This window comes from Stenotrophomonas sp. AS1 (genome assembly GCF_048957655.1).
GTDB lineage: Bacteria > Pseudomonadota > Gammaproteobacteria > Xanthomonadales > Xanthomonadaceae > Stenotrophomonas > Stenotrophomonas bentonitica_A.
Window position 1 is genome coordinate 366,509 of the sequence record NZ_JARVXM010000001.1, and the last position, 26,132, is coordinate 392,640.

General features: G+C 67.8%; 24 protein-coding genes. 15 read left to right on the forward strand and 9 right to left on the reverse strand.

The window, feature by feature from the left end:
• Positions 1–43: 43 nt before the first annotated feature.
• From PV764_RS01565 to PV764_RS01595, 7 genes are all read left to right on the forward strand, one after another.
• Entirely contained in the window at positions 44–832 is a 789-nt protein-coding gene (locus PV764_RS01565; RefSeq protein WP_019182967.1) for an enoyl-CoA hydratase-related protein, read from the forward strand.
• Positions 833–842: 10 nt separating this feature from the next.
• Positions 843–1,229 carry a VOC family protein gene (locus PV764_RS01570; RefSeq protein WP_399618255.1) on the forward strand — a complete coding sequence of 129 codons (387 nt, stop codon included), beginning with the start codon at positions 843–845 and terminating at the stop codon, positions 1,227–1,229.
• Between the two features lie 167 nt (positions 1,230–1,396).
• Positions 1,397–2,290, forward strand: coding sequence for a hydroxymethylglutaryl-CoA lyase (locus PV764_RS01575; RefSeq protein ID WP_399618258.1), 894 nt, complete (start codon positions 1,397–1,399; stop codon positions 2,288–2,290).
• Positions 2,287–4,875, forward strand: coding sequence for a sensor domain-containing protein (locus PV764_RS01580; protein WP_019182970.1), 2,589 nt, complete (start codon positions 2,287–2,289; stop codon positions 4,873–4,875). Before PV764_RS01575 ends, PV764_RS01580 begins: the two co-directional genes overlap by 4 nt.
• A 52-nt stretch (positions 4,876–4,927) precedes the next feature.
• Complete coding sequence (locus PV764_RS01585) at positions 4,928–5,698, forward strand: SDR family NAD(P)-dependent oxidoreductase (RefSeq protein ID WP_019182971.1); 771 nt, start codon at positions 4,928–4,930, stop codon at positions 5,696–5,698.
• Positions 5,699–5,766: 68 nt separating this feature from the next.
• Complete coding sequence (yeiP, locus tag PV764_RS01590) at positions 5,767–6,333, forward strand: elongation factor P-like protein YeiP (RefSeq protein WP_019182972.1); 567 nt, start codon at positions 5,767–5,769, stop codon at positions 6,331–6,333.
• Positions 6,323–6,790: a hypothetical protein gene (locus PV764_RS01595; RefSeq protein ID WP_070473205.1), complete on the forward strand. Its 468-nt coding sequence runs from the start codon at positions 6,323–6,325 to the stop codon at positions 6,788–6,790. Before yeiP ends, PV764_RS01595 begins: the two co-directional genes overlap by 11 nt.
• A gap of 46 nt (positions 6,791–6,836) precedes the next feature.
• On the opposite strand, the gene PV764_RS01600 is transcribed toward PV764_RS01595, so the two are convergent.
• Both PV764_RS01600 and PV764_RS01605 read right to left on the reverse strand, forming a co-directional pair.
• The gene (locus PV764_RS01600) at positions 6,837–7,586 is read right to left on the reverse strand and encodes an MliC family protein (protein WP_421116044.1); all 750 of its coding nucleotides are present in this window, start codon (positions 7,584–7,586) and stop codon (positions 6,837–6,839) included.
• A gap of 103 nt (positions 7,587–7,689) precedes the next feature.
• Positions 7,690–8,085 carry a nuclear transport factor 2 family protein gene (locus PV764_RS01605; RefSeq protein ID WP_157266876.1) on the reverse strand — a complete coding sequence of 132 codons (396 nt, stop codon included), beginning with the start codon at positions 8,083–8,085 and terminating at the stop codon, positions 7,690–7,692.
• Between the two features lie 219 nt (positions 8,086–8,304).
• On the opposite strand from PV764_RS01605, the gene PV764_RS01610 reads away from it, so the two are divergent.
• Positions 8,305–9,054: a response regulator gene (locus PV764_RS01610; RefSeq protein WP_284129415.1), complete on the forward strand. Its 750-nt coding sequence runs from the start codon at positions 8,305–8,307 to the stop codon at positions 9,052–9,054.
• A complete protein-coding gene (locus PV764_RS01615) occupies positions 9,054–10,121 on the forward strand; it encodes an ATP-binding protein (protein WP_046273453.1) in 1,068 nt (355 codons plus the stop codon). Before PV764_RS01610 ends, PV764_RS01615 begins: the two co-directional genes overlap by 1 nt.
• Here the strand turns inward: PV764_RS01615 and PV764_RS01620 are convergent.
• The 3 genes from PV764_RS01620 to PV764_RS01630 form a co-directional block, all read right to left on the reverse strand.
• A complete protein-coding gene (locus PV764_RS01620; RefSeq protein ID WP_421116045.1) occupies positions 10,099–11,916 on the reverse strand; it encodes a DUF4105 domain-containing protein in 1,818 nt (605 codons plus the stop codon). The two genes, PV764_RS01615 and PV764_RS01620, sit on opposite strands and share 23 nt — an antisense overlap.
• Positions 11,916–12,212 (reverse strand): DUF2388 domain-containing protein, encoded by a 297-nt coding sequence (locus PV764_RS01625; RefSeq protein WP_026069743.1) that lies wholly within the window; start codon positions 12,210–12,212, stop codon positions 11,916–11,918. The genes PV764_RS01620 and PV764_RS01625 overlap by 1 nt, the downstream gene beginning before the upstream one ends.
• A 61-nt stretch (positions 12,213–12,273) precedes the next feature.
• A complete protein-coding gene (locus tag PV764_RS01630; RefSeq protein ID WP_284129417.1) occupies positions 12,274–13,662 on the reverse strand; it encodes an FAD-binding oxidoreductase in 1,389 nt (462 codons plus the stop codon).
• A 220-nt stretch (positions 13,663–13,882) separates the two neighbouring features.
• Here PV764_RS01630 and serA point away from each other — a divergent pair, with 220 nt between their 5' ends.
• On the forward strand, positions 13,883–15,124 hold the full coding sequence (serA, locus tag PV764_RS01635) for a phosphoglycerate dehydrogenase (RefSeq protein WP_046273456.1): 1,242 nt from the start codon (positions 13,883–13,885) through the stop codon (positions 15,122–15,124).
• On the opposite strand, the gene PV764_RS01640 is transcribed toward serA, so the two are convergent.
• Positions 15,118–15,702: an NUDIX hydrolase gene (locus PV764_RS01640; RefSeq protein ID WP_200899510.1), complete on the reverse strand. Its 585-nt coding sequence runs from the start codon at positions 15,700–15,702 to the stop codon at positions 15,118–15,120. The two genes, serA and PV764_RS01640, sit on opposite strands and share 7 nt — an antisense overlap.
• A 185-nt stretch (positions 15,703–15,887) precedes the next feature.
• Between PV764_RS01640 and PV764_RS01645 the strand changes: the two genes are divergently transcribed.
• From PV764_RS01645 to mtnC, 5 genes are all read left to right on the forward strand, one after another.
• Positions 15,888–17,366, forward strand: coding sequence for an amino acid permease (locus PV764_RS01645; protein ID WP_070427280.1), 1,479 nt, complete (start codon positions 15,888–15,890; stop codon positions 17,364–17,366).
• A gap of 68 nt (positions 17,367–17,434) precedes the next feature.
• Positions 17,435–18,862 (forward strand): amino acid permease, encoded by a 1,428-nt coding sequence (locus tag PV764_RS01650; protein ID WP_284129419.1) that lies wholly within the window; start codon positions 17,435–17,437, stop codon positions 18,860–18,862.
• A 250-nt stretch (positions 18,863–19,112) separates the two neighbouring features.
• Complete coding sequence (locus tag PV764_RS01655; RefSeq protein ID WP_026069746.1) at positions 19,113–19,754, forward strand: methylthioribulose 1-phosphate dehydratase; 642 nt, start codon at positions 19,113–19,115, stop codon at positions 19,752–19,754.
• A gap of 118 nt (positions 19,755–19,872) precedes the next feature.
• The gene (locus PV764_RS01660; protein ID WP_019182986.1) at positions 19,873–20,436 is read left to right on the forward strand and encodes a 1,2-dihydroxy-3-keto-5-methylthiopentene dioxygenase; all 564 of its coding nucleotides are present in this window, start codon (positions 19,873–19,875) and stop codon (positions 20,434–20,436) included.
• 3 nt (positions 20,437–20,439) lie between these two features.
• Positions 20,440–21,138, forward strand: coding sequence for an acireductone synthase (gene mtnC / locus PV764_RS01665; RefSeq protein ID WP_390330188.1), 699 nt, complete (start codon positions 20,440–20,442; stop codon positions 21,136–21,138).
• 82 nt (positions 21,139–21,220) lie between these two features.
• Here mtnC and PV764_RS01670 read toward each other — a convergent pair whose 3' ends face one another.
• The 3 genes from PV764_RS01670 to PV764_RS01680 all read right to left on the reverse strand — a co-directional run bounded on the left by PV764_RS01670 (position 21,221) and on the right by PV764_RS01680 (position 26,129).
• A complete protein-coding gene (locus tag PV764_RS01670) occupies positions 21,221–23,860 on the reverse strand; it encodes a beta-mannosidase (RefSeq protein WP_421116046.1) in 2,640 nt (879 codons plus the stop codon).
• An 83-nt stretch (positions 23,861–23,943) separates the two neighbouring features.
• Positions 23,944–25,137, reverse strand: coding sequence for an AGE family epimerase/isomerase (locus tag PV764_RS01675; protein WP_421116047.1), 1,194 nt, complete (start codon positions 25,135–25,137; stop codon positions 23,944–23,946).
• Positions 25,134–26,129: a carbohydrate kinase family protein gene (locus PV764_RS01680; RefSeq protein ID WP_421116048.1), complete on the reverse strand. Its 996-nt coding sequence runs from the start codon at positions 26,127–26,129 to the stop codon at positions 25,134–25,136. Before PV764_RS01680 ends, PV764_RS01675 begins: the two co-directional genes overlap by 4 nt.
• Between the last annotated feature and the right edge of the window lie 3 nt (positions 26,130–26,132).

Here is a 26,132-nt window from a genome sequence, read left to right on the forward strand (position 1 = left end):
AACGGCCCGCTATGATCTGTACATGTATGGAGTAAACCCGCCCATGAGTGACGCATTACGGATTGAACGCAGCGCCTCGGTGCTGACCCTGTGGCTGAACCGCCCGACCCTGCACAATGCCTTCGACGCCTCGTTGATCGCCCAGCTGACCGCCGCACTGGAGGCCGCCGGACGCGACGACCATGTCCGCGCGGTGGTGCTGGCCGGGGAAGGCGCCTCCTTCTCGGCGGGTGCGGACATGCAGTGGATGCGTGGCATGGCCGCCGCCAGCGAGGAGGACAACCGCCAGGATTCGCTCGCCCTGGCCCGCCTGATGCGGACCCTGGACGAGCTGCCCAAGCCGACCATCGCCCGCGTGCAGGGTGCCGCCTTCGGTGGCGGGGTCGGCCTGGTGGCCTGCTGCGATATCGCCATCGCCAGCACCAGCGCCCGCTTCGGCCTGACCGAAAGCCGCCTGGGCCTGCTGCCGGCGGTGATCTCGCCCTATGTCATTGACGCGATCGGCCCGCGCCAGGCCCGCCGCTGGTTTGCCACCGGCGAGCATTTCGACGCCGAAACCGCCCTGCGCATCGGCCTGGTGCACCAGCTGATCGAGCCGGAACGGATCGACGAGGCCGTCCAGCGCCAGCTCGGCCTGCTCGACAAGGCCGGCCCGGTGGCGTCGGCCTCGGCCAAGGACCTGGTCCGGCGCGTGGCGCTGGGCCGCGACCGGGACGCCACCGACCGCGACAACGCGGCGCTGATCGCCCGCCTGCGGGTCTCGGCCGAAGGCCAGGAAGGCCTCGGGGCCTTCCTCGACAAGCGTTCCCCGCATTGGGTCACCCAGGACTGAGGACAGCGTCATGCTCGACCATGTAGGTATCCGCTGCGCCGACTTCGGGCGCAGCCTGGCGTTCTTCCAGCAGGCCCTGGCGCCGCTGGGCATCACCGTGGTGATGCAGGTCTCGGCCGCCCAGACCGGCGAGCATGACCACGCCGGCTTCGGCCGTAGCGGTAAACCGGACTTCTGGATCAGCAACGCCCCCGGCGCCCATGGCGGCGTGCACCTGGCCTTCAGCGCGACACGGCGGGCCGACGTGGACGCTTTCCACCGTGCGGCACTGGCGGCCGGTGGCACCGACAATGGCGCCCCGGGCATCCGCGAGCATTACCACCCCGATTATTACGGGGCGTTCGTGCTCGATCCGGACGGCAACAACATCGAAGCGGTCTGCCACCACCCCGGCTGACCGCGTACGCCGGCGGGATGGCCGCTTTGTCGCCCATCCCGCGTATCCCCTTTTCGTGGCCCGCCGGGGAACGTGGGCCGCCTTTCGTCTGACAGGAATCTCCGTGACCTCTACCCCACCCCGCCCCCTGCTGGTCGTCCGTCGCTCCGTTCGCGGAGGGCCGGCACATGGATGACTTCGTCCGCATCGTCGAGGTCGGCCCGCGCGACGGGCTGCAGAACGAAGCCCAGCCGGTGGCCACCGCCGACAAGATCGAACTGATCCGCCAGCTCTCGCTGACCGGGCTGCGCACCATCGAGGCGACCAGTTTCGTCAGCCCGCGCTGGGTGCCGCAACTGGCCGATGCCGCCGAGGTGTACACCGGCATCGAGCGCCGCCCGGGCATCGATTACCCGGTGCTGGTCCCCAACGAACAGGGCTATGACCGTGCACGCGCGGTGGGCGTGCAGGAAGTGGCGGTGTTCACGGCCGCCTCGGAAACCTTCAACCGCACCAACACCAATGCCGGCATCGACGAGTCGCTGGCCCGTTTCGCGCCGATCCTGGAGCGGGCCAAGGCCGACGGGGTCAAGGTGCGTGGCTACGTTTCCACCGTGCTTGGCTGCCCCTACCAGGGCGAGGTCGCGGTGAGCGAGGTGGTGCGCGTCGCGCGCGCGCTGTACGAGATGGGCTGTTACGAAATCTCGCTCGGCGACACCATCGGCGTCGGCACGCCGCGCAAGGCCCGCGCCATGCTCAAGGCCGTCGCCAACGAACTGCCGATGGCCGCGCTGGCGGTGCACTTCCATGACACCTATGGCCAGGCCCTGGCCAACATCGATGCCTGCCTGGAAGAAGGCGTGCGCGTGGTCGATTCGGCGGTCTCCGGAGCGGGCGGCTGCCCGTATGCCAAGGGCGCCAGCGGCAACGTCGCCAGCGAAGACGTGGTCTACATGCTGCATGGCATCGGCATGCGCACCGGCATCGATCTGCCGGCGCTGGCCGCCACCGGGCGCTGGCTGGCCGCACGGCTGGGGCGCGAGACCGGCAGCAAGACCGGCAGGGCGCTGGCGGCGACATGAAAAGCGGCGGCCCGCGCAAGGACGCTGCGGTAGGTGATCATCTCACCGCCCACGTCCACGCGCTGGCCGCCCTGCAACGCGCCCTGGCACAGTCGCCGGGCGATCTGCGCGGCCTGCTGGAAGAAGTGCAGCAGGCCCTGCAGGAGGCCATGGACGAGCGCCAGCTGGCGCTGCGTCGCTATGCCGCGCTGTTCGATGCGGTCCCGGACCCGGTCAGCATCCTCAGCGAACGCGGCGTGGTACTGGACCTCAACAAGGCTGGCGTGCGCGCCTATGGCCGTCCCCGCGAGGAAATCGTCGGGCAACCGATCGAGCTGCTGAACCCGGACCTGCCGGGCGACCACCTCGATCCGGTCTGGGAGGCACTGCACCGGGGCGAGACCTATGTCATCGAGGTCACGAACATGCGCGGCGATGGCAGCCGCTTCCCGGTGGAGGTGCATTCGGCCGGCTTCGAGCACCAGGGCGAGCACTGCATCGTGGCGGTCGCGCGCGACCTGAGCAGCCGCTGGCAGGCCGAATCGCGCTACCGGCTGCTGATGGAATCCATCGACAAGGGCGTGATCCTGTTCGATCGCCAGTTGCGGGTGGTCTCGGCCAACCCGGCCGCGCACCGCATTCTGGGCACCGCCGGCAATGGCGGCAGCCTGCAGGCGATGCTTGCCCCGGAAGACTGGATCAGCGTGGACGAGCACGGCCACCCGCTCACCCGCGAGCAATGGCCGGCCAGCGTCTCTCTGCACAGTGGGCGCATCGTGCGCAGCACCATCGTCGGGCTGTACCACCGCCCGCGCGGCCGGATGATCTGGATCTCCACCACCAACGTGCCGGTGTACGGCAACGGGCGCGATGCGCCGGACCATGTGTTCGGCCTGTTCAGCGACATCACCGAACTCAAACGCAACAACACGCTGTTCGACCGCGCGCAGTCGCTGGCGCACATCGGCGGCTGGGAGTGGGACCGCGGCCTGCAGCGGCTGTACCTGACGGACGAGGCGACCCGCATCCTCGGCCAGGAGCTGCCGATGCGCGACATGGCCGAGCTGCTGGAATGCCTGCGCGTGGACGACCGCGCGCAGCTGCAGCAGGCGCTGCTGGAGGTGGTCGACCGCCAGGTCTCGTTCGAACTGGAGCTGCAGGGCCAGCGCAGCGACGGGCATTCGTTCTGGGTGCGGATGATCGGCGAGGCCGAGGCCGGGGATGTCGATGCCGCGCGCATCGCCGGCACCGTGCAGGACATCACCGCGCGCAAGCAGGCCGAGGAGACGCTGCGGATCCAGGCGCGCACCGATCCGCTCACCGGGATCATGAACCGCGATGCGGTGCTCAACGACCTGGCCATGCGCATGGCCAACCCGACCCACTGCCGGGTCGCGGTGCTGTACATCGACCTGGACCGGTTCAAGACCGTCAACGACCTGCTGGGCCACAACGCCGGTGACGAACTGCTGATCGATGCCACCCGCCGCATCGCCACCGCGATCGGCACCGAAGGCCTGCTGGCCCGGTTCGGCGGCGATGAGTTCCTGGTGATCTGCGATACCCGCGACCAGGCCGATCAACCCGAGCGGCTGGCCACGGCGATCACGCGCGCCTTCAGCACACCGTTCCGCTTCGGTGCCGACGAATTCCCGGTCACCACCAGCATCGGCATCGCGCGCGCGCCGCAGGATGGGCTGCGCCCGCAGCAGCTGATCCAGAACGCGGACATCGCCATGTACGACTGCAAGCGGCGCACCCGCAACGGCTGGCAGGTGTTCTCGCCCGAGCTGGCCCAGCGCCAGCATGACCGCCTGCAGATCGAGAGCCGGCTGCACCGGGCGCTGGACGACGACGAGTTCCATCTGGTCTACCAGCCGCAGGTCAACCTGCACAGCGGCCAGCTGATCGCCGCCGAAGCGCTGATCCGCTGGCGCAATACCCAGCTCGGCGAGCTGCGCCCGGACATCTTCATCGGCCATGCCGAGAGCACCGGTGACATCGTCCGGATCGGCCTGTGGGTGCTGCGCGAAGCCTGCCGGCAGGTCCGCCAGTGGCAGGATGACGGGCTGGGCATCGTGCGGGTGGCGGTCAATGTGTCCTACCGGCAGTTCGTGGGCGAGGACCTGGCCCGGCATGTCCGCGCGGTGCTGGACGAGTTCCATCTGCCCGGCAGCGCGCTGGAACTGGAATTCACCGAACGGGTGCTGATCGAAGATGCCCCGGACACCCTGCGCACCTTCGCGCAGCTGCGCGAGATGGGCGTGCTGCTGACCATCGACGACTTCGGCGAGGGCTACAGCGCGCTGAACTATCTGCGCCGGCTGCCGATCCATGGCCTCAAGCTGAGCCAGCTGTTCGTCGAGGGGGTGCCGGCCAACCGCTCGGACGTGGCGGTGTGCGAGGCGGTCTGTGGGATCGCCCGCAGCCTCGGGCTGGGCCTGGTGGCCGAAGGCATCGAATCGGAGGCCCAGCGCCAGTTTCTGACCTCCTTGGGGGTCTCGGTCGGCCAGGGCTTCCTGTTCGCGCCCGGGCTGGCGCCGGACGAATTCGCGCGGCGCCTGGCGCTGCGCGCCCGCGTCGCGGTGGGCAGTGCACAACGGTGATGGCGGCCGCTTCCGCTAGAATCAGCGGTTCTTGAACCAGCGGGATCGTGCAATGCAGCTGTCTTCTGTCCGCGCCGTCATCACCGGCGGTGTCTCCGGCCTTGGCCTGTCCGTGGCCCAGCACCTGGTCGCCAACGGCGCCAAGGTGGCCCTGTTCGATCTCAATGACGACAAGGGTGCGGCCGCCGTGGCCGCGCTTGGCGAAGCCAACGCGCGCTACTACAGCACCAATGTCAGCGACGAAGCCGCCGTGGCCGCGCAGATCGATGCCGCCTGCGACTTCCTGGGTGGGCTGAACACCGCGATCAACTGCGCCGGCATCCTGGGCGCCGGGCGCGTGCTGGGCAAGGAGGCGCCGATGCCGCTGGCCAACTTCCAGGGCACGGTGATGGTCAACCTGGTCGGCAGCTTCAACGTCGCCAAGGCGGCCGCCAACCGCATGCAGCACAACACCCCGGGCGACGATGGCGAGCGCGGCGTGATCATCAACACTGCCAGCGTGGCCGCCTATGAGGGCCAGATCGGCCAGGCCGCCTATGCCGCCTCCAAGGGCGGCGTGGTCAGCATGACCCTGCCGATGGCACGCGAGCTGTCGCGCTTCGGCATCCGCGTGATGACCATCGCCCCGGGCATCTTCTGGACCCCGATGGTCGATGGCATGCCGCCGGCGGTGCAGGAATCGCTGGCCGCCTCCATCCCGTTCCCGCCGCGCCTGGGCAAGCCGGAAGACTTTGCCGGGCTGGTTGCCTACATCCTGGGCAACACCTATCTCAACGGCGAGACCATCCGCCTTGACGGCGCCGTGCGTCTGGCGCCGAAGTAAGCGAGCACGCAACCCGCAGGGTGCCCGGTTCCGGCACCCGCCACCTCCACGAACCGACCTTCATTCCCATGAAAGCCAGCGACATCAAGAAAGGCAACGTCGTCGAATTCAACAACGGCGTCTACCAGATCCGCGACATCGAACGCAGCTCCCCGCAGGGCCGCGGCGGCAATGTCCGCTTCCGTTTCATCATGTACAGCGTGCCGGGCGGCAACAAGCTCGATTCCAGCTTCGACGCCGACGACAACCTGCCGGAAGTCGAACTGCTGCGCCGCCAGGCGACCTACTCCTACATGGACGGCGATGCCTTCGTCTTCCTGGATGACGAGGACTACACCCCGTACATGGTCGATGCCGATGTGCTCGGCGATGACGCCGGCTACATCACCGACGGCCTGACCGGCATCTACGTGCAGGTGATCGACGAGACCCCGGTGGGTGTGCAGCTGCCGACCAGCGTGGTGCTGGAAGTGGTCGAGACCCCGCCGGAACTCAAGGGTGGCACGGCCACCAAGCGCCCGAAGCCGGCCAAGCTCAACACCGGCATCGAAATCATGGTGCCGGAGTACATCGCCAACGGCGAGCGCGTGCTGGTCAACACCACCACCGGTGAATTCGCCGGCCGTGCCGACTAAGCGCGCCGCACCGACCGTCCTGCTCCTGCTGCTCGCGGCGTGTTCGCCGCGGGCAGTGGAGAGCGAGACGCTGGCGCCCGTACCTTCGGCGACGGGCACAGCGCCGGCGGGGAACACCGCTGATGCGCGCTGCGAAGTGCCTGCAGAGATCTTCGTGGCCGAGGACATCCGCATGTACTGCGCGATGCCGGGCGACGTGCAGGCGTTTCTGACGCGCGAAAGCGCCTGTCAGCACTTCGCTGGCGAAGAAGCCTACGACGAGGACCGCGCCCGCGAACTGGCGTATGCGATCCACGAAACCTGCGACGACCGGGCTGCGCTGTTCAATCAGCTGCTGCAGCGCCACGCCGACAACTGCCTTGTGCACACCGAGCTGATGCTGCTGGGCACGCGTAACGAGCTCGCGCTGGATGCGGACAGCCGGGCGCAACCCAACCCCTGCCCACGCGGCTTGTGACCCTGCACCGGACGCGCAGGCGCGCAATCCGGTGCGTTCCCTTCGATCAGGGCTTGGCAGCCAACGACGGCGCACCGGCGAAATCGCCGCAGCCGTGGTACTGGCGCGCGCCGACGGTAAGCATGGCCGTGGCGCCGAAGGCCTGGCCACTCATGTTGTCCTGGCACACGGTGCGCTGGAAGGTGAGCTTCACCGGGGTGCCGTCAGCAGCGGTACCGGACCAGCCATCACAGCCCTGGGTGGGGCTGGCGATCTCGAGCTTGCGCTCGCCGTAATCCATCTCGATGTGCAGCGCCGGGGTGGCCCCCGCGCCGACCTGGGCCAGCCAACCGGGCTCATTGCCGGTCGCGCGGAACCCGGCGGCTGCATCGGCGCCGGCTTCAGTATCGGCCTTGGCGGCCGCATTGGCCGGCGGCGCTTCGCCGCCCTGCTCGCCGGTACCGGTGCAGGTGCGATCGGGCTCGCCCTTGAGGATCAGGATCCCGTCAGTGGTGCCCTTGGTCCAGAATTCGTTGCCCTGCCCGTCTCCGTATTTCGCGCCGGAGGCGGCCGGCTGCGAGGACATGGCAAACGTGCGATCGGCAACCACCACCGTGGCCGAATCCTGGCCGCGATACGTGGCATGCACTTCCAGCTCGCCACAGCGGAACGCGTAACTGCGCTCATCGGTGGTGGAGGCATCCATCGGTGGGGGCGCTTCGCTGCCATCGGCGGCAGGGCGGCTCTCGGTGGCCGGTTGGCAGGCGGCGAGTGCGCCGGTAATGGCCAGGCTCAACAGCCAGGGAGATGCGCGCATGAGGAACTCCTTGCGATAACGTCGACAACACTTGATCGTACCTGCCGCGCCGTGAGAGCGGGTGAAGCGAGGCTGACCCCGGCGGCAGGCCTGAACACGCGGTTCAGTGCGCACGCGGCGCGGCCGGCAGCACGCACAGCGAAAGCAGATGCACGCCGGGTGCGCCCGTGCAGCGCGCCCAGACCCGCAGCAGCCGCATCGCATGCAGCTGCCGACCGTGCTCGCCGTCGAGATGGAGGCGCATCTCGCCGGTGACCAGCACCATGGCGCCGCAGGCGAGCTGCTCGGTCTGCTGCCGCTCGATGGCAACGATGCGGATGCGCCGCGCATTCCAGCCCGCCAGCAACGCCGAGGCATCCTGACGCTGGCCATCGTGGTCGGTCAGGAACAGCGCTGGCGAGAGCAGTGCGTTCACCTGCTGCGGCTGCCACTGGATCAGCGCGTCCCACAGTCGCGCCTCGGCCGCCTCCACGTGCGCCGGTTGCAGTATCGCGCTCATGGGCGCACCGGACATCGTCGTCGTGGCCCGCTGGCGCGCACGCCCAGCGTATGGATTGCCGCCACCAGGGCGGCATGCGTCTTCCTGCTCTTCATCTGCACAGCTGCCGGAACACCGGCCGAAATCACGATGGCGGCAGTCTGCGCGGCCTCGGTGGGGTTTCGATGGAGGAAGTGTGGAGATACGATGGAGCCCAAGCACCTTCCGGCTTTGCCCTGCATGCCCGCCTCCGATCTACCCGGCGCCCCGACCGCGCGCTGGGATCATTCGCTCAATGCCCTGGTCCTGATCGTCGAGGACGAACCCGAGATCGCCGACATCGTCGCGGCCTACCTGGTCCGCGAAGGCCTGCGCACACTGCGCGCGCAGGATGGCCACACTGCCCTTTCCCTGCACCGCAGCGCACGCCCGGACCTGGTCCTGCTCGACGTGCAGATGCCGGGCATGGATGGCTGGACCGTGCTCAACACACTGCGCCAGCGCGGCGACACGCCGGTGATCATGTTGACCGCGCTGGACCAGGACCTGGACAAGCTCACCGCGCTGCGGATGGGCGCGGACGATTACGTGGTCAAGCCGTTCAACCCGGCCGAGGTGGCCGCGCGGGTGCGCGCGGTACTGCGGCGCACCTTGAACGCCGCGCGCCAGAGTGCACCGGAGATCCTGCGCGTGGGCAGTTTGGTGATCGATCCGGAGCACCACACGGTGCATGTCGAAGGCGACGGCTACAGCCACGAGCTGCTGCTGACCCTGACCGAATTCAAGCTGCTGCACTGCATGGCCCTGGCACCGATGCGCATTTTCAGCCGCAGCGAACTCATGCATGAGTGCCTGCCGGAAAGCGAGGCGCTGGAGCGCACCGTGGACAGCCACGTCAGCAAGCTGCGCCGCAAGCTTGACGATGTCGGCCTGGCGAACGTGCCGGCCAGCGTGCGCGGCGTCGGGTACCGGCTGGCGGCGGACCACTGATGCGCCGCTCGGGCCTGAGCCGGCACATCGTGGTGTCGATGTCGATGATGGTGCTGGCGGTCATCGTGATGGTGATCCTCAGCTCCTACCTGCTCTATGCGGTGCTGGTGGCGTTTTACCCCGGCGGCGTGGACGAACCGGTCAGCTGGGTGCCCAGTGGCCCGGAACTGGTCTGGATGGTGGGCGTGACCCTGATCGGGTTGACGCTGGCGGTCGCCGCGTCCGTGCGCCTGTCCCAACGCATCCTGACCCCGCTCAACGCGGTGGTGGACAGCATCGGGCGGCTGGCCGATGGCGACCTGGGTGCACGCGCGGCAGTGAGTGACCGCTCGCTGGGCGAAGTGGCGCTGCTGGTGGACGACTTCAACGCCATGGCGCGCCGGCTGCAGAACATCGAGGCCGACCGGGTGATGTGGCACGCGGCGATCGCGCATGAACTGCGCACGCCGGTCACCATCCTGCGCGGCCGCCTGCAGGGCCTGGCCGAAGGCGTGTTCGCCCCGGACGAAGGCCAGTTCCGCAGCCTGCTGGCGCAGGTGGAGGGGCTGTCGCGGCTGATCGAAGACCTGCGTGTGCTCAGCCTGGCCGACAGCGCCCGCCTGGACGTGCGCCGCGCCCGCAACGATGTGGTGCAGGAAGTGCACACGGTGATGACCCTGGTCGATCCGGGTTTCCGCAGCAGCGGCTTCGTGCTGGAACTGGAGACCTCACGCGAGGAGCATCCCGCACATTGCGACCCGACCCGCGTGCGGCAGGCATTGATGGCACTGCTGGAGAATGCACGCCGCTATGCGACGCCGGGCCGGGTGCGCATCGCGGTGCACGACACCGCGACCCATGTGCAGATCGCCATCGATGACGAAGGCCCCGGCATCGATGCAGCGCTGCGCGAGCAGATCTTCGATCCCTTCCTGCGCGGCGATGGTTCGCGCTCGCGTCAGCGCGGCGGCAGCGGGCTGGGGTTGGCGGTGGTCAAGGCGATCGCCGATGCGCATGGCGGCCAGGTCGCCTGCAGCGCCAGCACCCTGGGCGGCGCACGTTTCGTCATCGAGCTGCCGCGGCAGTAGCAGCGTCCTGGAGGGCCAGCTCGCGCATCCGCGTGCCGAGCCGGGCCAGATTGCGGTCGATCGTGGCCAGTTCGCGTTGCTGTGCGGCCGGCAGGCGCTGCTTCAACTGCGCCTGCAGCGCCTTCCAGGCCGGGACGCCCTGGGCGCTCAGCTGCGCCGCCGCCTCCGCAGCCTGCACGCGCTCCTCGGCCAATGGCAGCCCGTAGCCGCCAAGGCTCACCAAGGCGGCCGGACTGACCAGCTGCCCGGTGTCCTCGAGCAGCGCGCGCAGCGTGTTGCGCGCCGCGGCATCGCCAGGGCGCGGATGGCCGAGCAGCCGTTTCAGGGCATCGCGCGCGCGCAGCTCCTCACGGTGCAGCGCCGCCTGCTCCAGCAGCAGCAAGGCGGAGGTGGCGCGCAGGTCGCCCTGCTCCACCCAGCGTGACCGGGCGCTGGCAGGCTGCCGCAACCAGTCGCCTACCGTTGTCGCGCCCAGCGGCAGCTGCCGCTGGGCGACATCGAACAGCTGCTGGTAATGGTCTGCGGCCGAGGCGAAGTAGTAACCCTGGCGCGTCGCCTGCGCGCGATCGGCCAGCACGCTGGCATCAGCCACGCCCTGGCGCTCCAGCCGGGTCAGCAATCCGCGCGGGGTGATCCGGTTCAACCCGGGCGAAGCAAGGCGTGGCACGCCTTCCTGCAGCAGCTTGCCGGTCTCCACCGCGCAGTTGTTGCTGACGAACAGATACCGGCCGTCATAGCTCCAGTGCACCTGCGCGACACGCTCGAGCAGGCGGGCGATGTCCTGGTCATCCAGCGCCAGCGGCACCGAAGACAGGCCGCGCAGCTCGAGCTGGGTGTACTCGTTGATGACCTGGTTGAGCGGCAGCACGAACAAGCGCGAGGGATAGGAACCGGTCAGCCCGCGCCAGCTGGAGATCTGCACATCGCCAACGAAGGCGCGGTAGGACAGCACGCGGTGATGGGACAGGTCCATCCGGCACGCCGGCCCGCGCGGCCGGCCCGGTGCGCAGATCACCAGCCGCAGCATGCTGTGGCCCCAGCGGCTCATCAGCTGCTCGTTGCCTTCGGCGAGCAGGTAGTCGACGGCGTAGATCCGGGCCGGGTCCAGTTCCAGCAGGCTCGCCGCGCCCGCGTCTTCCTCGGCCTGCATCAACGGCAGGCGGCTGTCGCAGGCCACGGTGTGGTCGATCGGCCCCAGATGCTCGGCAAACCAGGCGGCCACCGCCGGCCGACGGCAGGCGTAATCGGGATCGAGCAGCAGGTGCTCGGCATTCACCGCCAGGAATTCCGCGGGGCGTGCGCGCTCATAGTCGTCGGGGCTGCGCCCGCTGAAGGCGTTGGCGGTACGGCCAAGTTTCCACGGTCGCCGCTGCCACCCGGCCAGATCGCGCAGCCGCGCATCGCGCGACCAACCGCCCTGCGGCGAACGGTCCAGTACGTGGGTCAGTTCATGGATCAGCGCGGCCTCGAGCGGGCGCGGCAGCGGTTGATCGTCTTTCACGGTGTCGAGCAAGGCGCGCTGCAGGGTGATCGCCCCGTTGCGGGCGCGCCCATGCACGTGCGCGGGGAGCGTGTCCGACCAGCGCACCTGCACCGGGTGCTGGAACCGTGCCTGCCACTGCGGCGGCAAGCGGCCGCGCACCTGCTGCAGGGTACGCTCGGCCGCGACGATCTGCGCCGGATCCAGTCCCTGCGGCTGCAGCTCCAACGTGAGTGCCGCGTGCGCCCATGGCGCGGCAAGCCATGCGACCAGGACCGCCCAGCGCCAGCGGCGGACCTGACCGGTAGGGCGCATCAGCGGGCCAGCAGCGTCCTGGCCAACACCATGTCACTGGCCTGCTGCTGCGCGACGCTCTGCTCGCGCAGGTGCAGCAGCGCCGCTTCCAGGCGTGCACCGCGGATGGCGCCATCGCTGGCCACGAAGGCAGCAGCGTCGTCGCGGGCATCAATCACGATCTTGTCGTCGCCGGAGCTGGACGAACCGGCCGACGACGCGCCGGAGGCGGAACCGGCGGAGCTGCCGGCAAAACTGGAGGCCATCGCCGACAACGGCAGGGCGAGCACGGCAAGGAGCAGGATCGGACGCATCATCGGGGTGTCGTTCGCGGTGGAAAACACAGAGCGTATAGGCTGCGTGAAATCCTGTCTTGCCTCAGAGGTCGAAAACCTTGCCCGGATTCAGCAGCGCTTGGGGATCAAACGCGCGTTTGACCGCCTTCATCAGGGCGATTTCCGGCGCACTGCGCGTGCTGTCCAGGTAGCCCTTCTTGACCAGGCCGATGCCGTGCTCGGCCGAGATGCTGCCATCGAAACGGCTCAGCACACCGGCGAGCAGTTTGGTGACGTGCTCGCACTGGGTCAGGAACTCCGTATCGGCGGTATCGTCAGGCTTGAGCACATTGATGTGCAGGTTGCCGTCGCCGATGTGCCCGAACCAGACCACCTCGAACTGCGGGTACGCCTGCCCGATCAGCGCCTGGGTTTCGGCGAGGAAGGCCGGCATGGCCGAGATGCGCACCGAGACATCGTTCTTGTACGGCTTGTAGCGCGCCACCGCCTCGGTGATGCCCTCGCGCAGGCGCCACAGCTGCGCGGCCTGCGCATCGCTCTGGCTGACCACGCCATCGCTGACCCAGCCGTGCTCCATGCAGTCTTCGAACGCCGCCATGGCCGCCGCTTCCTGGGCCTCATCGCCGGACGCGAACTCGGTGACCACGTAATACGGGTAGACCTCGGCGAACGGTGCCTGCGCCCCATGCGCCAGCACATGCTCGAGCGCGCGGTCGGTGAAGAACTCGAACGCCTGCAGCTGCAGCCGCTCGCGGAACGCGGCGAACACCTGCATCAGCACCTCGAACGAGGGCAGCGCCAGCAGCATCACGTTGCTGGCCGGCGGCGGATCGGTGAGCTTCAGGGTGGCTTCGACGATCACGCCGAGCGTGCCTTCCGAGCCGACCAGCAGCTGACGGAAATCGTAGCCGCTGGAATTCTTGATCAGGCCCTTGTTGAGCTCGACCAGCTCACCGGCCATGGTCACCACCTTCAGCCCGGCGATCCACTCGCGCGTGTTGCCGTAGCGGATCACCCGGATGCCGCCGGCATTGGTGGCGATGTTGCCACCGATCGAGCAGGAACCGCGCGCAGCGAAATCCACCGGGTAGATCAGCCCGTGTTCGAGCGCGGCGTTGTGCACCGCCTCCAGCGCCATGCCGGCCTGCACGGTCAAGGTGCGGTCGACCGCATCGAAGGCCAGCGGCTTGTTCATGCGCTCCAGGCTGAGCACCAGCTCGCCGTGCGCCGCCACCGCGCCACCGGACAGGCCGGTACGGCCGCCCGAGGGAACCACGGCCACGTGTTGGGCGCTCGCCCAGCGCAGGATCGCCTGCACCTCATCGACCGTTCCCGGCAGTGCGATCGCCAACGGTGCCGGCACCCAGCGCCGGGTCCAGTCGCGGCCGTAGTGCTCCAGATCGGCCGGGTCGGTCTTCAGGCGCAGCCCGGGGCAGTCGTGCAGGAGCGAATCAAGGCGCGGATCGGTCATGGGGCGTCTGGCGGTGCCGGGGGAGCCCGCAAGCCTGCCAGCCACCACGGGCCGCGTCCAGTAGCGGAGCCCCGGGTGCCGGAGCCCGTGGCGATCCCCAGGGCGCGCAACGGAAATAGGTGCATCTGAAACCGTTTTGCCACCGATTGGCGCACCGCACCATCGCCGCCCGCTTCTGGCATAGTTGAGGGCTCCCGCCGCCACACGTCGCACGCCGCCCATGTCGCCGAAAAAGACCTCGTTCCCGAAGCAGGATATCCGCGTACTGTTGCTCGAGGGGGTCAGCCAGACCGCGATCGACGTGTTCACCGCGGCCGGCTATTCGCAGATCGAACTGCACAGCAAGGCGCTGCCCGAAGACGAGCTCAAGGCACGCATCGCCGAGGCCCACATCGTCGGCATCCGCTCGCGCACGCAGCTCAGCGCGGACGTCCTGGTACATGCCAAGCGTCTGATGGCGGTCGGCTGTTTCTGCATCGGCACCAATCAGGTGGACCTGGAGGCGGCAGAACTGGCCGGCATCCCGGTGTTCAACGCGCCCTACTCCAACACCCGCAGCGTGGCCGAGCTGGTGATCGCCGAGGCGATCATGCTCACCCGTGGCATCCCGCAGAAGAACGCCGAATGCCATCGCGGCGGCTGGTCCAAGTCGGCCGCCGGCAGCCATGAGGTGCGCGGCAAGACGCTGGGCATCATCGGCTACGGCCATATCGGCACCCAGGTCGGCGTGATGGCCGAAGCGATGGGCATGCAGGTGATCTTCCATGATGTCGAAACCAAGCTGTCGCTGGGCAATGCCCGGGCGGCGATCAGCCTGGACGACCTGCTGGCACGTGCGGACATCGTCACCGTGCATGTGCCCGAGACCCCGGCCACCCAGTGGATGATCGGCGCCGATGAACTGGCCCGGATGCGCCCTGGCGCGCACCTGATCAATGCCGCGCGCGGCACCGTGGTCGACATCGACGCTCTGGATGCGGCGCTGCGTTCAGGCCACCTCGGCGGCGCGGCGGTGGACGTGTTCCCGGTCGAGCCCAAGGGCAACGGCGATGCCTTCGTCTCGCCGCTGACCGCGCACGACAACGTGATCCTGACCCCCCACGTGGGCGGCAGCACGCTGGAAGCGCAGGACAACATCGGCGTGGAAGTGGCGGCCAAACTGGTGCGCTACAGCGACAACGGCAGCACCCTCTCGGCGGTCAACTTCCCGGAAGTGACCCTGCCCGAGCATGCCGAGAGCCTGCGCCTGCTGCACATCCACCAGAACGTGCCGGGCGTGCTCTCCAAGGTCAACGAGATCTTCTCGCGCCACAACGTCAACATCGACGGCCAGTTCCTGCGCACCGACCCCAAGGTCGGCTACGTGGTGATCGACATCACCGCCAGCGAAGCCCAGGCCGGCGCGGTGCGCGAGGAGCTGGCGGCCATCCCGGGCACCCTGCGCACCCGCGTTCTTTATTGACGGGTCAGCCAGCGCTTGGCCATGCGCGGCAGCGAATCATCCCCATCGGGGGTCTCGATCGCCGCGTTGGCCACGTCACGGATCTCACGCCAGGCCAGCGCCAGTGATTCTTCGCTGATCGCGAACTTCTCGCTGCCCAGCGCCCGCACCACATAGCGGGCGTCGTAGTGCCAATGCCCCGGCACGTCCTTGCGTTCCGGGATCCAGTGCTTGTCGATGTCGAACAGTTCGCCGTCCTCCAGCACCAGCGCGGTCAGCCCGGATTCCTCCTCGGCCTCTTTCAGCGCCACCTGGGCCAGATCGCGCTCGCCATCGGCGTGGCCGCCCAGTTGCAGCCAGCGGTCCAGCTTGCGGTGGTGGGTCAGCAGGACCCGCTGCCCGTCGGCGCTGACCAGCCAGGCGCTGCCGGTGAAGTGGCCGGCCAGCCGCTCACGCAGGAAGGGATTCAGAGGATCGTCCAGGAGTGTGCTGAATTCGTCAGCCAGTGCGGCTTGATCCGGGTGGCGGCGGGCGTAGGCGTCAAGCTGACTGCGCAGTGCAGCGTCAGGAATGGCAACGGATTCGGGGTTCAGCGACATGGCAGGAGCAGGCATCGTGCGGATTTGGCCGATTATCGCTCGGCCATGCTGCATTTGTGCTTGTACAGCGGCTTCAGCTTTGGCTAAGGTACAGCGGGCCCCGCACCGCTGGGGCGCCCAGTCGCCATCAGGGCGTGCGGCAATGTACCGCGCGCCTCACCTTTGTTCTTTTAGGGAAGCACTGCATGCTGAAGTCTCTGTTGAGGGTCAAACCGGTCGCACCGGCACCGCACGTCGATGCTGGCGAGCCCATCGAAGGCAGCCTGGATGGCGAGCCCACACTGAAACGGACCCTCACAGCGAAACACCTCATCCTGCTTGGCATCGGTGCGGTGATCGGTGCGGGCATCTTCGTCATGACCGGCCAGGCCGCGGCCTTCCATGCCGGCCCTGCCGTCACCCTGTCATTCATCGCAGCAGGCCTGGCCTGTGCTCTTGCCGGCCTGTGCTACGCGGAGTTCGCGGCCATGATGCCCGTCTCGGGCAGCGCGTACTCTTACTCATACGCGACCCTGGGCGAAGGCATGGCCTGGTTCATCGGCTGGTGCCTGGTACTGGAGTACCTGTTCGCCTCGGCATCCGTTGCGGTGGCTTGGTCGGCGTATCTGATCAGCTTCATCACCACCACCCTGCATCTGCCCTTCCCGGACGCGCTGGCATCGGCGCCGGTGGCGTGGGAAGCAGGACAGTTCGTGTCCTCTGGGAAGCTGTTCAACCTCCCCGCCGTTCTGATCGTGGCGGCCGTCACCGGCCTGCTCTACGTCGGCATCACCCAGTCGACCTTCATCAACGCCATCATCGTCGCGATCAAGGTCGCGGTGATCTGCCTGTTCATTGGCGTCGGCGTGGCGTACATCGATCCCGCCAACTGGACTCCGTTCGTTCCAGATAACACGGGCACGTTCGGCGAGTTCGGCTGGAGCGGCGTCCTTCGCGCGGGCTCCATCGTGTTCTTCGCGTTCATCGGGTTCGATGCGGTGTCCACCGCCGCCGGTGAAACCAAGGATCCACAGCGCAACATGCCGATCGGCCTGCTGGGTTCGCTGGCCATCTGCACCATCATCTACGTGATCGTGTGCCTGGTGCTGACCGGTCTGGTGCCCTACACCCAGCTCGGTACTGCCAAGCCGGTAGTGACCGCGCTGGAAGCCCACCCCCAGCTGTCGTGGCTGAAGACCTTCGTCGAAGTCGGCGCCATCGCCGGCCTTTCCTCGGTGGTGCTGGTGATGATGATGGGGCAGACCCGCATCGCCTACACGATCTCGCGCGACGGCCTGCTGCCAAGACTGTTCGGCAAGGTGCACGCACGGTTCAAGACCCCGTATGTGGCCACCATCATTGTGGGCGTCATCGCAGCGGCGCTGGCTGGCCTGATGCCCCTCAATGTCCTCGGTGAACTCGTGTCGATGGGCACGCTGCTCGCGTTCGCCACTGTCTGCGTGGGCGTGCTGATCCTGCGCTACACGCGCCCGGAACTGCAGCGACCGTTCCGCGTCCCGGCCGTGTGGCTGATCTGCCCCCTGGGCGCGCTGGCATGCCTGACGCTGTTCGGCATGGCATTCCGTGAGCACTGGCATCTGTTTGTTGGCTGGACCTTGCTGGGGACACTGATCTACTTCGGCTACGGCATCCGCCACAGCAAGCTGAACAAGAAGTCCGCCTGAGTGCTGCCGGGCCGGCCCAGTGCCGGCCCGGTCGTTTGTTACATCGCGCCTGAGAAGAAATCCAAACCATGTTCAAGCAACTGTGGGCCACCAAGCATCCGCACGCCGCCCATGAAGACGCCAATGGCCTGAGCCTGCGCCGTACCCTCGGCCCGTGGGGCCTGACCGCGCTGGGCATCGGTGCGGTGATCGGCGGCGGCATCTTCGTGATCACCGGCCAGGCCGCAGCCAACCATGCCGGCCCGGCGATCATGCTGTCGTTCGTGCTGGCCGCGATCTGCTGCGCGTTCTGCGCGATGGCCTATGCCGAATTCGCGGCGATGGTGCCGGTCTCCGGCAGCGCCTACACCTATACCTATGCCACGTTCGGCGAGCTCTCGGCCTGGTTCATCGGCTGGATGCTGGTACTGGAATATGGCGTCTCCGCCTCGGCGGTGGCGGTCAGCTGGACCGGCTACTTCCTGAGCCTGCTCAGCCATTTCGATATCCATCTACCCGCCGCGCTGGTCAGCGCGCCGCTGGATGGCCAGCTGCGCCCGACCGGCGCGATCGCCAACATCCCGGCCGCCGTGCTGGTCCTGCTGCTGACCTGGCTGTGCTACGTGGGCATCAGCAAGTCCTCGGCCATGAACATGGCCATGGTGGTGCTGAAGACCGCGCTGATCCTGCTGGTGATCGTGGTGGGCTGGAAATATGTGGATCCGGCGAACTGGACCCCGTTCATTCCGGACAACGAAGGCCCGGGCAAGTACGGCTTCGACGGCGTGCTGCGCGGTGCCGCGATGGTGTTCTTCGCCTATATCGGTTTCGAGGCGGTGTCCGTAGCCGCGCAGGAATCGCACAAGCCGCAGCGCGACATGCCGATCGGCATGCTGCTCTCGCTGGTGATCTGCACCGTGCTGTACATCGCCATGGCCGCGGTGATGACCGGGCTGGTGCCGTACCAGCTGCTGGGTACCGATGAGCCGGTGGTGACCGCGGTGGCCGCACATCCGCAGCTGGGCTGGTTGCGCGTGGTCGTGGAGATCGGCGCGCTGATCGGGCTGTCCTCGGTGGTGCTGGTGATGGTGATCGCGCAGCCGCGCATCTTCATGATCATGGGCCGCGACGGGCTGCTGCCGCCGCTGTTCACCAAGATCCACCCCAAGTACCGCACGCCGCACATCAACACCGTGATCACCGGCATCGGCATCGCGCTGCTCGCGGCGGTGTTCCCGCTGGACGTTCTGGGCGAGCTGACCTCGATGGGCACGCTGATCGCGTTCGCGGCGGTCTGCGCCGGCGTGCTGATCCTGCGCCGCACCCAGCCGGACCTGCCGCGTCCGTTCCGGATGCCGATGGCGTGGCTGATCTGCAGTCTGGGCGTGCTGAGCTGCATCGCGCTGCTGACCGCGATGACGGCCCACAACTGGATGCTGATGGGCTTCTGGACGCTGGGCGGTTTCGCGATCTACTTCGGTTATGGGTATCGCCATAGCCGGCTGCGCGGGAATTAAGGATCACGCCTAAGCCAACGGCCGAAGCACCGGCCGAAGCGTCAGCTCTCCTGTTTCGGTCGGTTTGGCGGGGCGGTATGGGTTCGCGGGGGACGCCGTGAATCCATCCATGGATGGCTTATTATGAGCCGCATGGATGCGGCGACATAAGCCTACAGGGACGTACTTGCGGCGTCCCCCGCAAACCCCACCCCGTCCGGCCCAGTCGACAAACCTGCTTTTAGCGTTTGACCTAGCTAAAATGACCGGCATGAGCACCCCCACCTTCCCGTACGACACCGCGCGCCTGAGCGAGCTGGCCCAGCTGCTGATCGACAACGTCCGCGAGCTGGCCCACGCCGGCTGGACCCCGGCCACCAGCAGCAACTTCTCCCACCGCCTGGATGACCGCCATGCCGCGATCACCGTGTCCGGCAAGGACAAGGGCCGGCTGGTGGAGGACGACATCATGGTGGTCGATTTCGACGGCAAGGCCGTCGGCCGGCCGCTGCGCCCGTCTGCCGAGACGTTGCTGCACACCCAGCTGTATCGCCGCTTCCCGGAGATCGGCTGCGTGCTGCACACCCATTCGCCGGTGCAGACCATCGCCTCGCGGCTGTATGCGCCGCAGGGCCATATCCGGTTGGAAGGCTACGAGCTGCTCAAGGCCTTCCACGGCAACAGCACCCACGAGATGGCGGTCGATGTGCCGGTGTTCGCCAACACCCAGGACATGGATGTGCTCTCGGCCCAGGTCGATGCCCTGCTCGACACCCAGCCGCTGTGGGGCTACTTGATCGACGGCCACGGCCTGTATGCCTGGGGCCGCACCATGGCCGAGGCACGCCGCCACATGGAAGCCTTCGAATTCCTGCTCCACTGTGAGCTGGAGCTGCGCAAGCTGCGCGGCTGATCGCGCTCAGATTCCTGAAGAGAATCTGTATTCCGCGCATCGCCATCAGTGCGTCGCCCCCGCCTCGGCGCCGCACTGGTACCCTTTCCTTCCCCCTCTTCGCCTCGATGCCGCCGCCATGAGCCGACTCCGCATATTTGATGACACCGCCCCGGATGTCCCGCTGTTCGACAGCCGGGATGGCGAGGCGATCGCTGCCGAACTGACCCCGATCGGCGTGACGTTCGAGCGCTGGCAGGCGGCCCATGAGGTCGCCCCGGGCGCCAGCCAGGACGAGGTGTTCGCCGCCTACAAGGTCGACATCGACCGGCTGGTCGCCAAGCACGGTTTCAAGAGTGTGGATGTCGCCTCGATCGCGCCGGACAACCCCAACCGCGCCGAACTGCGCAAGAAGTTCCTGGACGAGCACTTCCACAAGGAAGATGAAGTCCGCTTCTTTGTCGCCGGCTCGGGGCTGTTCACCCTGCACGTGGATGGCAAGGTCTACGAGATCGAGTGCGTGAAGAACGATCTGATCGCCGTGCCCGATGGCATCACCCACTGGTTCGACATGGGCGAGGAGCCGAGCTTCGTGGCCATCCGCTTCTTCACCGAGCCGGATGGCTGGGTCGGCCATTTCACCGGCAGTGACATTGCCCAGACCTTCCCGCGTTACCACCCCGCACAGCACCAGGCCGACTGATCCATGCCGCATCCGACCGTCATCCTCACCGATATCGAGGGCACCACCAGCAGCATTTCGTTCGTCAAGAACGTGCTGTTCCCCTATGCGCGCAAGGCGCTGCCGGCGTTCGTCGCCGCGCATGGCCAGGAGCCGCAGGTGCGCCGCTGGCTGGATGCGGTGGCGGTCGAGATCGGCGGCGCCTGCCAGGACAGCCTGATCGTGGAGACGCTGCAGGGCTGGATCGACCAGGACCGCAAGCACACCGCGCTCAAGGCGCTGCAGGGCATGATCTGGGAAGCCGGCTACCGCAACGGCGACTACAAGGCGCACTTCTATCCCGAAGTGGCCGCCGTGCTGAAGGGCTGGCATGCCGAGGGCAAGCCGCTATACGTGTATTCCTCCGGCTCGGTGCCGTCGCAGAAGCTGTTCTTCGGCTTCAGCGAGGCCGGTGACCTGACCGGGCTGGTCTCGGGCTGGTTCGACACCGAGGTTGGCGGCAAACGTGAGGCGGACAGCTACCGCCACATCGTCGAGGCGATCGGCGTGCCGGCCGGGCAGATCGTCTTCTTGTCTGATGTGGTCGAAGAACTGGATGCCGCGCGCGACGCCGGCCTGCAGACCCGTCTGCTGGATCGCCTGGACGATTACCCGCTGCCGCGCAGCGGTGAAGCCACCCACGGCCACGACCGCGTCGAGAATTTCCAGCAGATCACGTTGTAAGACCCCCCATCGGCAGAGCCACGCCATGCGTGGCTGCGTTTGGCGCGATGCCGGCACCGCGCCAGCCACCCATGGGGTGGCTCTACCTTGCGTCGGCCAGCGAGGTGAGGCGGAGGGTGCGGCGCAGGGTCGGCAGGTCCGCTTTACTGCCCAGGCGGATGGTGACCGTCTCGCCCGGCACCAGGTCCAGCGCGTTGTCGTCCAGGGTGGCATCCACGCCGTCGAAGTCGATCCACAACGCACGCACCAGCTTCGGTGCACGCAGGGTCAGCACGGCACCCTCGCCGTCCGCGCGCAGCGTGCTGTCGATCTTCGCCGGTGACAGCGCCAACGCCTTGGCCGGTGCGAAATACACCACCTGCTGCGACAACAGCGTGGCGCCATCGAACAGCTCGACTACCGCAACCGTGCGGGTGGGATCGGCGCCCTTCAACAGGTCCGCGTCGGCGAATCGCCCCACCTCCAGCGCAGACAACGGCGGCAGTGCCACGGTATGCCGCTGCTCATTGCGCAGCGCGCCATCGAGATCCATCACCCGCATCCGCCACGTCGCCTGCAGGCCCTGCTGACGATCGTTGAGCAGGCTCACCCGGGTCACGCCTTCGTCGCGCAGTGCGGCCACCGCGCGGTCGGCGAAGAACCGTTTGGCGTGGAAGTGCAGCGCTTTCCAGCGGCCGGCGTAGTCGATGCTGGACCACGAGGCGCCCGGCCACACATCGTTGAGCTGCCAGTACAGCGAGCCCATCGTGTACGGCCTGGAGGCGCGGTGATGCAGCGCGGCGAGCTGGATGCCGTCGGCCTGCATCACCTGGCTCAGATACACGAAGGCCGGGAAGTCGCGCGGCGTGCCGTACTCCTCCTCGATGTACTTGAGCAGGCGCTGGTTGCCCTCGCCTGCCATGAATTTCTGGTGCGCGCGCACCGTCGGGCTGTCCACCTGCTGTTCCGCGGCGGGAATGATGCCGTCCAGCGTGCGCAGCACCGGCCAGGCCTGCAGCCCGTACTCGGACATGAAGCGCGGCGTTTCGTGCAGGTAGGCGGTGACCGGCAGGGCCGGATTGCCCCACACCTGCCAGTAGTGCTTGTCGCCGCGGGTGGAATCGTTGGCCTTCTCGTCCAGGTCGTTGCTCGGCGAGCTCGACCAGTACGGCACGCCCAGGCCCTCCTCGGCCACCACCTGGCGCAGGTCATTGCCGAACAGGTCCACGTAGCCCTGCCAGACCTTCGCGGCGAACGCGGGATCGGCGGCGGTCATGTCGCGGCCGTGGCCCCAGTCCTTCCACGCGGTTTCTTCTTCGTTGTTGCCACACCACAGCACCACGCTGGGGTGATGTCGCAGGCGCCGCACGTTGTCGCGCGCCTCGGCGACCACGTTCGCGCGGAAGTCCGGATCGTAGCCGGGCTGCATGCCGCCCCCGAACATGAAGTCCTGCCAGACCAGCAGACCGAGTTCGTCGGCGATGTCGAAGAACACGTCATCTTCGTAGTAGCCGCCGCCCCAGTTGCGCAGCATGTTCATGTTGGCATCGCGTGCAGCGGTCAGCTCGCGCCGGATCCGCGCCGCGTCCACGCGCGCCGGGAACATGTCGAACGGGATCACGTTGGCGCCCTTGGCGAAGATCGGCACGCCGTTGATCACGAATGCGAACCCCTGCCCGCCGTTGCGGTCCACTTCCCGGCGCAGCTCGACGGTGCGAAGGCCGGTGCGATGCTCGATGCGGGTCGCGTCCGTCGTGCCAGGGGCCAGCGTGGCGCGCACGGTGTAGCGCGCCTGCTCGCCCTGCCCGGCCGGCCACCAGCGCCGTGGCTGCGGTAGCGCGACCGGCATGACGATCCGGTTGTCACCGGCCTTGAGCAGGGCTTTGCGGTCGATGCGCGCCACGCGCTTGCCGTCCGGATCCAGCACCTCGACCTGCACCGCTGCAGTGCCGACGGCAGCACTCTCCACCTCCACCGCAACCTCAAGGTCCGCCCGCGTCGCATCCAGGGCGCGGGTCTGCACGGCCAGCGCGGTCAGGCGCTGCGCGTCCCAGCTCTCCAGTCGCACTGGGCGCCAGATGCCGGCGGTCACGTATCGCGGGCCCCAGTCCCAGCCGAAGTGGTAGCCCGGCTTGCGCACGAAATTGCCGACCATCGCGTCTTTGGGCTCATCGCCATAGGGCGAGGGATAGTTGCCGGCGATCTTGTGCGGCATCGCCTGCACGCCCGGCAGCAGGGTGCGGATCGGCGAGCGCAGCACGATGCGCAGTTCATTGCCGCGCGCGCGCAGCTTCCCGTCGACCCGGGCCCGCCAGGTGCGATGGCTGTTGTCGGCCTGCAGCAGTGGCTGACCGTTGAGGGTGACGGTGGCGAACGTGTCCAGCCCGTCGAACGCCAGCTCGGCATGCGCACGGGCGAGCGTGCCGGCATCCACATCGAACCGTGCGCGGTACTCCCAATCGGCCAGGCCGATCCACTGCAGGCCGGCCTCCGGGGCGCCGACGTAGGGATCCGGAATCTGCCCCTGCGCCAGCAGGTCGGTGTGCACGGCGCCGGGCACCTGCGCCGGGCGCCACTGTTGCAGGCCAGGGTGCGCGGCACCGCGCGCGTCACCGGGTAGCAGGCGGAATGACCACTCCGCCGCCAGCGGGGCGGCTGCCACGGGCAGTGCCCAGGCGGCCAGCAGGACCAGCATCAGCCAGCAGGCCGGTGCAACGACATGGAGACGGCTGTGCGTGCGCATGGGGATCTGCCTGGCTGCGGGAGCAGCCGACCAACGGTCGGCTCTACCGGGTTGGGGTAGCCGACCGGCGGTCGGCTACTGATTCAACGCACTACGTTGAGCACTTCGTAGCACGCGCCCATGGTGTGGTAGTCGGTCTTGCCAGCCGGGCTCTTTTCATCGCTGTACTTGCGGTTGTCCGCGTCCAGGATGCGATACCAGGCGCCGTAGCGATGATCGATCATGTGCTGCCAGGCGTAGCCCCACAGTTTGTCGTACCAGTCCCAGTACACGGCGTCGCCGGTGCGCTTGGCCAGCAGCGCGGCGGTGGCCAGCGATTCGGCCTGCACCCAGAAGTACTTGTCGTCATCGCACACGCTGCCGTCCGGGGCGAACCCGTAGTACAGGCCGCCGCGTTCGGCGTCCCAGCTGCGTTCCACCGCCACATCGAACAGATGCCGCGCGGTCGGCACGAGCCAGTCGGCCTGTACGTGGCGATCCAGGATCAGCAGCAGCTTGGCCCACTCGGTCTGATGCCCCGGCTGGAAACCCCAGGGGCGGAACAGGTGCTTGGGATTGTCACGGTTGTAGTTCCAGTCGATCTGCCACTGGGTGTCGTAGTGCTCCCACACCAGCCCGTCGCCCTGCGCCGCCTGGCGGCGGGTCATGTGGTCGGCCAGCAGCAGCGCACGTTCCAGGTAGCGCTGCTCGCCACTGGCCTCGAATGCAGCCAGCATCGCTTCGCACATGTGCATGTTGGCGTTCTGGCCGCGGTAATCGCTGAAGGTCCAGTCGGCGTCGGCTTCGTCCTTGTACAGGCCGAACGCCGGCTCCCAGAAGCGCGTCTCCAGCAGCTGCCAGGTCTCGTCCATCCACGCACGGGCCTCGTTGACGCCGGCCTTCAGCGCGCAGCTGTAGGCCAGCAGCACGAACGCCACGCCGTAGCAGTGGTTGGTCGCATCTTCGACCACCCCATCGCGCAGCGTCCAGGCGTAACCGCCGGTCGCCGGGTTGCGATGCACCTCGCGGAGGTAGCGGAGGCCGTGTTCGACCGCGGCCAGGTCGTCCGGCTTGCCGAACTCGCGGTAGGCCATCGCGTGGTTGAACACGAACCGGGTGCTGCTGACCAGATGGCGATGGCTGGCGTCGTAGACGCTGCCATCGTCACGGTAGTAATGGAAGAAACCGCCCTTGGGGTCGATTTCATGCGGCTGGTAGAACGCCATCGTCTGCGCGATATGGGCGCGCAGGAACGCGGGCGAGCGGAAATCGGGGGTCGGCGGAACCGGCGTGGTCATGCGGCGTCATCCTGTTGTTGCTGGAGCAGGTGCTGGACTTCATCACGGCTGGGCATCGCGGCGAAGGCGCCCTTGCGGGTGACCGCGAGCGCCCCGACGGCCGCACCGAAACGGATCGCCTCCACCAGCGCGGCGGGGTCCTGGCAGAAGGCGGCAAAGCCCGTCCCGTCGCCACCGCGCTCGCCGATGCCGAACAGCAGCCCGCCAACAAAGGCATCGCCCGCCGCAGTGGAATCCACCGTGGTGACGCGGAAGCCGGTGAGTACGCCGTGGGTGTGACGGGTGTGCCAGCGGATCGGCGCGGCACCGTCGGTGATCACCACCGCCTGCGCCTGCGCGGCGAGCAGGCGCCCGACCACGGCGGCGTCACCGCCCGGCACCGAGGCCGCCAGATACTCGAGTTCTTCGCGCGAGAGCTTGACCAGATCGGCCAGCGACAGCGCTTCCCACAACCGCGGCAGCGGGTCGACACCGGTCGGCCACAGCGCCGGGCGCAGGTTGAGGTCGAGGCTGACCATCGCACCGGCCTGGCGCGCGCGGCGCATGCCCTCCAGCGTCGCCTCGGCGATCTCGGCCTCGGTCAGGCTGTTGGAGCACACATGGAAGCTGCGCGTACCTTCAAAGCAGTTCGGGTGGAAATGCGCACTGCGGAACAGCAGGTCCGCCGCCGGCGGGCGGTAGAAGCTGAAGCTGCGCTCGCCGCTGGCATCCAGTGCCACGAACGCCAGCGCGGTCTTGGCCGCATCGGTGCGTACGATGCAGTCCGTCGCCACGCCGGCACTGGCCAGGCTCTCGGCGAGGAAGTCGCCGAACATGTCCTGGCCGAGCATGCCGGCGAAATGGGTGTCCGCACCAAGCCGCGCCGCAGCAACGGCGACGTTGGCGGGCGCACCGCCGGCATACTGCAGGAAGGCACGCGGGGTGTCCGGGGTGGCCGGCGGTTGGGCAAGTAGATCGATCAAAATCTCGCCGAAACAAACAATCTTGGACATCGT

Coding starts and splice junctions, on each gene's coding strand:
- PV764_RS01610 (WP_284129415.1), top strand. CDS start 8,305: ATGCCCGCCTCCGATCTACCCGGCGCCCCGACCGCGCGCTGGGATCAT.
- PV764_RS01620 (WP_421116045.1), bottom strand. CDS start 11,916: ATGCGCCCTACCGGTCAGGTCCGCCGCTGGCGCTGGGCGGTCCTGGTC.
- PV764_RS01640 (WP_200899510.1), bottom strand. CDS start 15,702: ATGTCGCTGAACCCCGAATCCGTTGCCATTCCTGACGCTGCACTGCGC.
- PV764_RS01655 (WP_026069746.1), top strand. CDS start 19,113: ATGAGCACCCCCACCTTCCCGTACGACACCGCGCGCCTGAGCGAGCTG.
- PV764_RS01615 (WP_046273453.1), top strand. CDS start 9,054: ATGCGCCGCTCGGGCCTGAGCCGGCACATCGTGGTGTCGATGTCGATG.
- PV764_RS01630 (WP_284129417.1), bottom strand. CDS start 13,662: ATGACCGATCCGCGCCTTGATTCGCTCCTGCACGACTGCCCCGGGCTG.
- PV764_RS01625 (WP_026069743.1), bottom strand. CDS start 12,212: ATGATGCGTCCGATCCTGCTCCTTGCCGTGCTCGCCCTGCCGTTGTCG.
- PV764_RS01575 (WP_399618258.1), top strand. CDS start 1,397: ATGGATGACTTCGTCCGCATCGTCGAGGTCGGCCCGCGCGACGGGCTG.
- PV764_RS01580 (WP_019182970.1), top strand. CDS start 2,287: ATGAAAAGCGGCGGCCCGCGCAAGGACGCTGCGGTAGGTGATCATCTC.
- PV764_RS01670 (WP_421116046.1), bottom strand. CDS start 23,860: ATGCGCACGCACAGCCGTCTCCATGTCGTTGCACCGGCCTGCTGGCTG.
- PV764_RS01570 (WP_399618255.1), top strand. CDS start 843: ATGCTCGACCATGTAGGTATCCGCTGCGCCGACTTCGGGCGCAGCCTG.
- serA (WP_046273456.1), top strand. CDS start 13,883: ATGTCGCCGAAAAAGACCTCGTTCCCGAAGCAGGATATCCGCGTACTG.
- PV764_RS01600 (WP_421116044.1), bottom strand. CDS start 7,586: ATGCGCGCATCTCCCTGGCTGTTGAGCCTGGCCATTACCGGCGCACTC.
- PV764_RS01650 (WP_284129419.1), top strand. CDS start 17,435: ATGTTCAAGCAACTGTGGGCCACCAAGCATCCGCACGCCGCCCATGAA.
- PV764_RS01605 (WP_157266876.1), bottom strand. CDS start 8,085: ATGAGCGCGATACTGCAACCGGCGCACGTGGAGGCGGCCGAGGCGCGA.
- mtnC (WP_390330188.1), top strand. CDS start 20,440: ATGCCGCATCCGACCGTCATCCTCACCGATATCGAGGGCACCACCAGC.
- PV764_RS01565 (WP_019182967.1), top strand. CDS start 44: ATGAGTGACGCATTACGGATTGAACGCAGCGCCTCGGTGCTGACCCTG.
- PV764_RS01585 (WP_019182971.1), top strand. CDS start 4,928: ATGCAGCTGTCTTCTGTCCGCGCCGTCATCACCGGCGGTGTCTCCGGC.
- yeiP (WP_019182972.1), top strand. CDS start 5,767: ATGAAAGCCAGCGACATCAAGAAAGGCAACGTCGTCGAATTCAACAAC.
- PV764_RS01645 (WP_070427280.1), top strand. CDS start 15,888: ATGCTGAAGTCTCTGTTGAGGGTCAAACCGGTCGCACCGGCACCGCAC.
- PV764_RS01660 (WP_019182986.1), top strand. CDS start 19,873: ATGAGCCGACTCCGCATATTTGATGACACCGCCCCGGATGTCCCGCTG.
- PV764_RS01675 (WP_421116047.1), bottom strand. CDS start 25,137: ATGACCACGCCGGTTCCGCCGACCCCCGATTTCCGCTCGCCCGCGTTC.
- PV764_RS01680 (WP_421116048.1), bottom strand. CDS start 26,129: ATGTCCAAGATTGTTTGTTTCGGCGAGATTTTGATCGATCTACTTGCC.